Genomic DNA, 9,163 nt, shown 5'->3' with positions numbered 1-9,163 from the left:
AAGATATCACCTCACTATATGAAAGGAGGGACTCGGAATGCCACGTAAAGGTCAAGCAGAACGTCGTGATGTAATGGCTGATCCGATCTACAACTCTAAACTCGTTACCCGCCTTATCAACCGTCTTATGTTAGATGGTAAAAAAGGTACTGCTCAACAAATCTTATACAAAGCTTTCGAAACTATCGCTGAACGTTCAGGTCGCGATGCAATGGAAGTCTTTGAAGAAGCGATGAACAACATCATGCCAGTTCTTGAAGTTAAAGCACGCCGTGTAGGTGGAGCTAACTATCAAGTTCCTGTCGAAGTTCGCCCAGAGCGTCGTACGACACTCGCACTTCGTTACCTCGTGAACTACTCACGTCTCCGTAACGAAAAAACTATGGATGCGCGCCTTGCTAACGAAATCATGGACGCTGCAAACAACACTGGTGCTTCTGTTAAGAAGCGCGAAGATATGCACAAAATGGCGGAAGCGAACAAAGCGTTTGCTCACTATCGCTGGTAATTCCGAAAATCACCACCTCATGCATGCCATTTTTAATGGAATTATGAGGTGGCTTTCGGGTATAGTCATGACGTGTGGCAACACACGACCACTAAACTAAAATGCGAAAGGAGAATGTTTAAAGATGGCAAGAGAATTCTCCCTTAAGAACACTCGTAACATCGGGATCATGGCTCACATCGATGCTGGTAAAACAACAACGACTGAGCGTATCCTGTATTACACGGGTCGTATCCACAAGATTGGTGAAACGCACGAAGGTGCTTCACAAATGGACTGGATGGAGCAAGAGCAAGAGCGTGGGATCACGATTACATCGGCAGCAACAACTGCTCAATGGAAAGGTAACCGCGTAAACATCATCGATACACCTGGACACGTAGACTTCACAGTTGAGGTTGAACGTTCACTTCGCGTACTTGATGGTGCGGTAGCAGTACTTGACGCTCAGTCTGGTGTTGAGCCACAAACTGAGACAGTATGGCGCCAAGCTACAACTTACGGCGTACCACGTATCGTTTTCGTTAACAAAATGGATAAAATCGGTGCAGACTTCTTGTACTCGGTTGGAACGCTTCGCGAACGCCTCCAAGCGAACGCACACGCGATCCAAATTCCAATCGGTGCGGAAGATGAATTCAAAGGAATCATCGACCTCGTCGAACAGAAAACATACATGTACGGCAACGATCTCGGAACTGACATCGAAGTGACTGACGGTTTCCCAGCTGATCTCGCTGATCAAGCTGAAGAACTCCGTGGATCATTGATCGAAGCAGTTGCGGATTACGAAGAAGAATTGATGATGAAATACCTCGAGGGTGAAGAAATCACAATCGACGAGTTGAAAGCGGCTATCCGTAAAGCAACTCTGACAGTTGACTTCTATCCTGTACTCGTAGGTTCGGCATTCAAGAACAAAGGTGTTCAGCTTATGCTTGACGCAGTTCTCGATTACCTCCCATCACCAATCGACGTAAAAGCGATCTCAGGTATCGACATGGATACGGATGAAGAAATCGTGCGTGAGTCTTCGGACGAAGCACCATTCTCTGCACTCGCGTTCAAAGTCATGACTGACCCTTACGTCGGTAAACTTACATTCTTCCGTGTGTACTCTGGTACAGCTTCGGCAGGATCGTACGTTAAAAACTCAACAAAAGGCAAACGTGAGCGTCTTGGACGTATCCTTCAAATGCACGCAAACAGCCGTGAAGAGATCCCGATGGTATACGCGGGTGACATCGCTGCAGCTGTAGGTTTGAAAGATACAACTACTGGAGATACGCTTTGTGCAGAGAAAGACAACGTCGTTCTCGAATCAATGACATTCCCAGAACCAGTTATCTCGGTCGCTATCGAACCAAAAACGAAAGCTGACCAAGATAAAATGGGTCAAGCCCTCGCTAAGCTTGCTGAAGAGGATCCAACGTTCCGCACTGAAACAAACCCAGAGACTGGTCAAACGATCATCTCAGGTATGGGTGAGCTTCACCTCGACATCATCGTTGACCGTATGCGTCGCGAGTTCAAAGTCGAAGCAAACGTTGGTGCTCCACAAGTAGCTTACCGTGAAACGATCCGCCAAGCGGCGAAGATCGATTCGAAGTTCGCTCGTCAATCTGGTGGTCGTGGTCAGTATGGTCACGTCGTCGTAGAATTCGAGCCGAACGAAGAAGGCGCTGGCTTCGAGTTCAACAACAAAATCGTCGGTGGTGTTGTTCCACGTGAATACATCCCAGCGGTTGAGCACGGAATCGAAGAAGCACTTCAAAACGGTATCCTTGCTGGTTACCCGGTCGTTGACGTAAAAGCTTCACTCGTCTTCGGATCGTACCACGATGTCGACTCAAACGAGATGGCATTTAAAGTTGCGGCTTCAATGGCAGTCAAACAACTCAAAGATAAGAGCGGCGCTGTTATCCTTGAGCCAATGATGAAAGTTGAAATCGTCATCCCAGACGAATACATGGGAGACATCATGGGTGATGTTACATCACGCCGTGGTCGCGTAGAAGGTATGGAAGCACGCGGTAACGCTCAAGTTGTCCGTTCAATGATTCCACTTTCTGAAATGTTCGGATACGCTACTGGTCTTCGTTCACGCACACAAGGTCGCGGAACGTACTCGATGCACTTCGATCACTACGAAGAAGTACCGAAATCAGTTGCGGAAGAAATCATCAAAAAAGCGAACGGCTAATCCTTCACAGGTTGTCACGCTTTTATGATTAGTGTAAGCTAAGGAAGGTGTACGTTATCTTACGACTCACCTTCCTAGTTATAAAAAATTATTAGACACATAGAGGAGGAATTCAGAATGGGTAAGGAAAAATTCGACCGTTCTAAACCGCACGTTAACGTTGGTACAATCGGCCACGTCGACCACGGTAAAACAACTTTGACAGCAGCTATCTCAGCTGTACTTGCAAAATCACAAGGTAAAGCTGCAACTAAGTTTGACCAAATCGATGGTGCTCCAGAAGAGCGCGAGCGCGGTATCACAATCGCAACAGCTCACATCGAGTACGAAACAGACAAACGCCACTATGCACACGTTGACTGCCCAGGTCACGCTGACTATGTTAAAAACATGATCACTGGTGCTGCACAAATGGACGGCGCGATCCTCGTTGTTTCTGCAACAGATGGTCCAATGCCACAAACACGTGAGCACATCTTGCTTTCACGTCAAGTAGGTGTTCCTTTCATCGTAGTATTCATGAACAAAGTTGACATGGTTGACGACGAAGAGCTTCTTGAGCTCGTCGAAATAGAAATCCGTGAGCTTCTTTCTGAGTACGACTTCCCAGGTGATGACCTCCCAGTTATCCAAGGTTCTGCTCTTGGCGCGCTTAACGGCGAAGCTAAATGGGAAGAAAAAATCATGGAACTCATGGCAGCTGTCGATGAGTACATCCCAGAACCAACTCGTGACACTGAAAAAGACTTCATGATGCCAGTTGAGGATGTCTTCTCAATCACTGGTCGTGGTACAGTTGCTACTGGCCGCGTTGAGCGTGGAGTTCTTAAAGTCAACGACGAGATCGAAATCGTTGGTCTTCACGAAGAAACTAAAAAATCAGTATGTACTGGTGTAGAGATGTTCCGTAAGCTTCTTGACTATGCTGAAGCTGGCGACAACATCGGTGCTCTTCTCCGTGGTGTATCACGTGACGACATCGAGCGTGGACAAGTTCTCGCGAAACCAAACACAATCACACCACACAAAAAGTTCAAAGCGCAAGTTTACGTTCTTTCTAAAGAAGAGGGTGGCCGTCACACGCCATTCTTCGCGAACTACCGCCCGCAGTTCTACTTCCGTACAACTGACGTAACTGGTATGGTTCAACTTCCAGAAGGTACTGAAATGGTTATGCCTGGGGACAACATCGAAATGACTGTTGAACTCATCGCACCAATCGCTCTTGAAAAAGAAACTCGTTTCTCAATCCGTGAAGGTGGCCGTACAGTAGGCGCTGGATCAGTTACAGAAATCGTTGAGTAATTTTTAAGACAAAGGTCTTCCGTCTCCCGTGGCGGAAGACCTTTTTTCATTTCTTTGAAAACAGTCTTGCAACATGGTCTGACATCTTATATACTGAGGAAAGTGTTTGTGCGAGTGGTGAGAGACTTGAATACATATTCTATTTTATTAGTGCTTGCATTCTTGCTGGTGATTCAGTATGATAGAATATGTTGGTCACAAACACAACGCGATGAAGCGGGAGGTTATGACACACCAGGCGGCATTGCCATGGCTAGTGTGGAAATTTCCGCGGAGAATGTCTATTTACGAAATAGGCGAAAAGGAGGGAAATAACATGGCAAATGAAAAAATTCGGATCCGTTTGAAAGCATACGATCACCGCGTGCTTGATCAATCGGCTGAGAAGATTGTCGACACAGCAAAACGTTCAGGTGCTACTGTATCTGGTCCGATCCCACTCCCAACGGAGAAAGCGGTCTACACAGTACTTCGTGCCGTTCACAAGTACAAAGATGCTCGTGAGCAGTTCGAAATGCGTACACACAAACGTTTGATCGACATCGTTAACCCAACACCGAAAACTGTTGATGCGCTTATGCGTCTCGAACTTCCATCGGGCGTTGACATCGAAATCAAACTTTAATTTTTCTTCTATAGATAGTTGATACTAGCCAGAAGATCAAAATCATTCAATATTAGGAGGTGTATCTCATGGCTAAAGGAATCTTAGGAACTAAACTCGGTATGACACAAATCTTCAACGAGTCAGGCGAAGTCGTCCCTGTTACTGTCGTTTCAGTCGAAGGTAACGTTGTTCTTCAATTGAAAACAACGGAAGTTGACGGTTACGAAGCAGTTCAACTCGGCTTTGGTGATATCAAAGAAGGTCGTCAAAACAAACCGCAAAAAGGTCACGCTGCGAAAGCAAACGCGACACCTAAGCGCTTCATTAAAGAAATCCGTACATCAGTAGCAGATTTCGAAATCGGTCAAGAGATTAAAGCAGATACTTTCGCTGCAGGCGAAATGGTTGATGTAACAGGTACGTCGAAAGGTAAAGGTTTCGCTGGTGCAATCAAGCGTCACAACCAATCACGTGGTCCAATGGCTCACGGTTCGCGTTACCACCGTCGCCCAGGTTCAATGGGTCCTGTTGCTCCTAACCGTGTATTCAAAGGGAAATTGCTCCCTGGACGCATGGGTGGAGAGCAAATCACTGTTCAAAACCTTGAAATCGTAAAAGTTGATGCAGAACGCGGCTTACTCCTCGTCAAGGGTGCTATCCCAGGCGCACGTAAGAGCCAAGTTGTCATCAAAACTGCGGTTAAAGGCAACTAATCCGTTTGCAAGGAAAGGAGGAATAACGAATGCCTAAAGTAGCTTTGCTTAACCAAACAGGTACACAAGTTGGAGACATCGAGCTCGCAGATGCCGTTTTCGGAATCGAGCCAAATGAAGCAGTCGTATACGATGCAATCGTCATGCAACAAGCTTCACGTCGCCAAGGTACACATGATACAAAAGGTCGCTCGGAAGTTCGCGGTGGCGGCCGTAAACCATGGAAACAAAAAGGTACTGGTCGTGCACGCCAAGGTTCGATCCGTTCGCCACAATGGGTTGGCGGTGGAACAGTCTTTGGTCCAACACCACGTTCGTACGCTTACAAACTTCCTAAAAAGGTTCGTCGTCTCGCACTTCGTTCAGCACTTTCTTCGAAAGTCGCTAACAACGAGTTCATCGTTCTTGAAGGATTGACAATCGATGCTCCTAAAACTAAGGACATGATCGCAGTATTCGCTGCTCTTTCAATCGAACGTAAAGTTCTCGTCGTTACTGCTGATTACAACGAGTCAGTCGTTCTTTCAACACGCAACATCCCAGGTGTCACAGTCGTTGACGCTGCAGGTGTAAACGTCCTTGATCTTGTCGCTCATGACAAAGTCATCATTACGAAGGACGCTGTTGCGAGAGTAGAGGAGGTGCTTGCATAATGGCACACACACACGACATTATCAAACGTCCTGTCATTACTGAACGTTCAGTAAACCAAATGGCTGAGAAAAAGTACACATTCGAAGTAGACGTGAAGGCATCTAAGACTCAAATCAAAGATGCAGTTGAAGCGATCTTCGGAGTGAAAGTTGACAAAGTCAACACATTGATCTCAAAACCAAAAGCAAAACGCGTAGGTCGTCACGCTGGTTACACAGCACGCCGCAAAAAAGCGGTCGTCACGCTTACTGCAGATAGCAAAGAACTCGATTACCTCGGTTAATCGGAACTCTGTAGAAAAGGAGGGAACTCTCGATGGGAATTAAAAAGTTTAAACCGACCACTAACGGTCGTCGTAATATGACTGCACTTGACTTTGCTGAGATTACGGCTTCACGTCCTGAAAAATCGTTAACTGAAAAGCTTTCGAAAAAGGGCGGACGTAACAACCAAGGTCGCTTGACAGTACGTCACCAAGGTGGCGGACACAAACGTAAATATCGTATCATCGACTTCAAACGGAACAAGGATGGCATCGCTGGTCGTGTCGCTACAATTGAGTACGATCCAAACCGCTCTGCTAACATCGCATTGATCCACTACATCGATGGTGAAAAACGCTACATCCTCGCACCGAAAGGCTTGAAAGTAGACATGCAAGTCATGGCTGGACCAGAAGCTGACATTAAAGTCGGTAATGCTCTTCCACTTTCAAACATCCCAGTCGGTACGTTGATCCACAACATCGAACTTAAGCCAGGTAAAGGTGGTCAGCTCGTTCGCGCAGCTGGTACTTCTGCTCAGCTTCTCGGTAAAGATGGTAAATACGCAATCGTTCGTCTTCAATCAGGCGAAACTCGTATGATCCTTGCTACTTGCCGTGCAACAGTCGGCGCTGTCGGTAATGAAGAGCACGAGCTCGTCAATATCGGTAAAGCTGGTCGTTCACGCTGGCTCGGAAAACGTCCTACAGTTCGTGGTTCTGTCATGAACCCAGTCGATCACCCACACGGTGGTGGTGAAGGACGTGCTCCAATCGGTCGTTCGGGCCCACTTACTCCTTGGGGTAAACCGGCACTCGGATACAAAACTCGTAAGAAAAACAAAGCGAGCGATAAATATATCGTCCGTCGTTCTAAAAAATAATTACATGATTTCTGGACGGTTCGTAGGAACCGTTCCTGAATCATGCCAAAGGGAGGTACAACTATGGGTCGCAGCTTGAAAAAAGGTCCATTCGCAGATCACCATCTGCTCGCTAAGGTTGATAAAGCCAACGAAGCTGGTGACAAACATGTCATCAAAACTTGGTCACGCCGCTCGACAATCTTCCCAGAGTTCATCGGTCACACGATCGCTGTCTACGATGGTCGTAAACACGTACCGGTTTACGTGACAGAAGATATGGTCGGTCACAAACTTGGTGAATTCGCTCCAACACGTTCTTACAAAGGACATGCTGGAAACGATAAGAAAACGAAACGTTAATCTGAGGGGAGGTACTCATTATGCAATCAAAAGCATCGGCTAATATGGTTCGCATTGCTCCTCGTAAGGCACGTCTCGTAGTAGACTTAATCCGCGGGAAGCAAATCGGCGAAGCACTTTCGATTCTTGCTTACACGAACAAGGCAGCAACGCCAATCGTTGAGAAAGTATTGAAATCGGCAATCGCGAACGCTGAGCACAACTTCGACATGAACATCGAAAACCTCGTAGTCACTGAGGCTTACGTAAACGAAGGTCCAACGCTCAAACGTTTCCGCCCACGTGCAATGGGTCGCGCAAGCCGCATCAACAAACGTACGAGCCACGTTCACATCGTGGTATCTGAAAAATAAGGAGGGATTACCGTGGGTCAGAAGATTAACCCAACTGGTCTTCGCGTAGGTATCATCAAAGACTGGGAATCACGTTGGTTCGCAGATAAAGACTATGCTGATCTCCTTCATGAAGACTACGTAGTTCGTGAATATATCGAAAAACGTCTTAAAGACGCTAGTGTCTCTAAAGTAGAAATCGAGCGCGCAGCTAACCGCTTGAACATCTCACTTCACACTGCTAAGCCTGGTATGGTTATCGGTAAAGGCGGTTCTGAAATCGAAACACTTCGTAAAGACATCACTAACCTTGCAAAAGGCAAACGCGTTCACGTTAACGTCGTTGAAGTGAAAAACCCGGATGCAGTTGCTAAGCTCGTCGCTGAGAACATCGCTCGCCAACTTGAAGGTCGCGTATCGTTCCGTCGTGCTATGAAGCAATCAATCCAACGCTCAATGCGTTCTGGTATCAAAGGAATCAAGACTGAAGTTTCTGGTCGTCTTGGTGGCGCTGATATCGCTCGTTCTGAGAAGTATTCGGAAGGAACAGTTCCACTTCATACACTCCGTGCAGACATCGATTACGGTACTGCAGAAGCTGATACAACTTACGGCAAAATTGGCGTAAAAGTATGGCTCCACCACGGTGAAGTGCTTCCTACGAAAAAAGCAGCAGCAAACGAAGAATAATCCACATCCGTCTAGGGAAGGAGGCAACACAACATGTTGTTACCAAAACGTGTAAAATATCGTCGTGTTCACCGCGGCAACATGCGTGGTAAAGCGAAACGTGGTACTACAGTACACTTCGGCGAGTTCGGTATCCAAGCTCAAGAAGCTAGCTGGATCACTAGCCGTCAAATCGAATCAGCGCGTATCGCGATGACTCGTTATATGAAACGTGGTGGTAAAGTGTGGATCAAGATCTTCCCACACAAGCCATACACTAAAAAACCTCTTGAAGTCCGAATGGGTTCAGGTAAAGGTGCTCCGGAGGGCTGGGTAGCAGTCGTCAAACCGGGTAAAGTAATGTTCGAAATCGCAGGAGTATCGGAAGAGATCGCACGCGAAGCTCTCCGTCTTGCATCACACAAACTTCCAGTAAAATGTAAGTTCGTAAAACGTGAAGAAAATGGTGGTGATACGAATGAAAGCAACTGATCTCCGTCAGCAAACAACTGAAGAGCTTAACGGTAAAGTCGGTTCGTGGAAAGAAGAGTTGTTCAACCTTCGTTTCCAACTCGCGACTGGTCAGCTTGAGAACCCTGCTCGTATCCGTGAAGTGCGCAAGTCGATTGCACGCGCGAAAACCGTTCTTCGTGAACGCGAACTCGGCATCAACAACGCATAATT

At 46.8% G+C, this 9,163-nt stretch carries 13 protein-coding genes; all 13 read left to right on the top strand.

Annotated elements, in window-relative coordinates; all coding sequences use genetic code 11:
* The first annotated feature begins 37 nt into the window (after window positions 1-37).
* Window positions 38-508 carry a 30S ribosomal protein S7 gene (gene rpsG / locus AYO36_RS15940; protein WP_023466623.1) on the top strand — a complete coding sequence of 157 codons (471 nt, stop codon included), beginning with the start codon at window positions 38-40 and terminating at the stop codon, window positions 506-508.
* 124 nt (window positions 509-632) lie between these two features.
* On the top strand, window positions 633-2,711 hold the full coding sequence (gene fusA / locus AYO36_RS15935; RefSeq protein WP_050677142.1) for an elongation factor G: 2,079 nt from the start codon (window positions 633-635) through the stop codon (window positions 2,709-2,711).
* 117 nt (window positions 2,712-2,828) lie between these two features.
* Complete coding sequence (tuf, locus tag AYO36_RS15930; RefSeq protein ID WP_064300982.1) at window positions 2,829-4,016, top strand: elongation factor Tu; 1,188 nt, start codon at window positions 2,829-2,831, stop codon at window positions 4,014-4,016.
* A gap of 316 nt (window positions 4,017-4,332) precedes the next feature.
* Window positions 4,333-4,641 carry a 30S ribosomal protein S10 gene (gene rpsJ, locus AYO36_RS15920; RefSeq protein ID WP_029343090.1) on the top strand — a complete coding sequence of 103 codons (309 nt, stop codon included), beginning with the start codon at window positions 4,333-4,335 and terminating at the stop codon, window positions 4,639-4,641.
* Between the two features lie 68 nt (window positions 4,642-4,709).
* Entirely contained in the window at window positions 4,710-5,336 is a 627-nt protein-coding gene (gene rplC, locus AYO36_RS15915; RefSeq protein ID WP_023466629.1) for a 50S ribosomal protein L3, read from the top strand.
* 29 nt (window positions 5,337-5,365) lie between these two features.
* The gene (gene rplD, locus AYO36_RS15910; RefSeq protein WP_023466630.1) at window positions 5,366-5,989 is read left to right on the top strand and encodes a 50S ribosomal protein L4; all 624 of its coding nucleotides are present in this window, start codon (window positions 5,366-5,368) and stop codon (window positions 5,987-5,989) included.
* A complete protein-coding gene (rplW, locus tag AYO36_RS15905; protein ID WP_023466631.1) occupies window positions 5,989-6,273 on the top strand; it encodes a 50S ribosomal protein L23 in 285 nt (94 codons plus the stop codon). The genes rplD and rplW overlap by 1 nt, the downstream gene beginning before the upstream one ends.
* Before the next feature lie 32 nt (window positions 6,274-6,305).
* On the top strand, window positions 6,306-7,136 hold the full coding sequence (rplB, locus tag AYO36_RS15900; protein WP_023466632.1) for a 50S ribosomal protein L2: 831 nt from the start codon (window positions 6,306-6,308) through the stop codon (window positions 7,134-7,136).
* 63 nt (window positions 7,137-7,199) lie between these two features.
* On the top strand, window positions 7,200-7,478 hold the full coding sequence (gene rpsS / locus AYO36_RS15895) for a 30S ribosomal protein S19 (RefSeq protein WP_012369013.1): 279 nt from the start codon (window positions 7,200-7,202) through the stop codon (window positions 7,476-7,478).
* Between the two features lie 20 nt (window positions 7,479-7,498).
* Entirely contained in the window at window positions 7,499-7,831 is a 333-nt protein-coding gene (rplV, locus tag AYO36_RS15890; protein ID WP_012369014.1) for a 50S ribosomal protein L22, read from the top strand.
* Between the two features lie 12 nt (window positions 7,832-7,843).
* The gene (rpsC, locus tag AYO36_RS15885) at window positions 7,844-8,500 is read left to right on the top strand and encodes a 30S ribosomal protein S3 (protein ID WP_023466633.1); all 657 of its coding nucleotides are present in this window, start codon (window positions 7,844-7,846) and stop codon (window positions 8,498-8,500) included.
* Between the two features lie 33 nt (window positions 8,501-8,533).
* Entirely contained in the window at window positions 8,534-8,971 is a 438-nt protein-coding gene (gene rplP, locus AYO36_RS15880; RefSeq protein ID WP_012369016.1) for a 50S ribosomal protein L16, read from the top strand.
* Entirely contained in the window at window positions 8,958-9,161 is a 204-nt protein-coding gene (rpmC, locus tag AYO36_RS15875; protein ID WP_012369017.1) for a 50S ribosomal protein L29, read from the top strand. The genes rplP and rpmC overlap by 14 nt, the downstream gene beginning before the upstream one ends.
* Window positions 9,162-9,163: the final 2 nt, after the last annotated feature.

This window comes from Exiguobacterium sp. KKBO11 (assembly GCF_001644945.1).
GTDB lineage: Bacteria > Bacillota > Bacilli > Exiguobacteriales > Exiguobacteriaceae > Exiguobacterium_A > Exiguobacterium_A abrahamii.
This window is presented reverse-complemented; position numbering and strand designations above follow the sequence as displayed.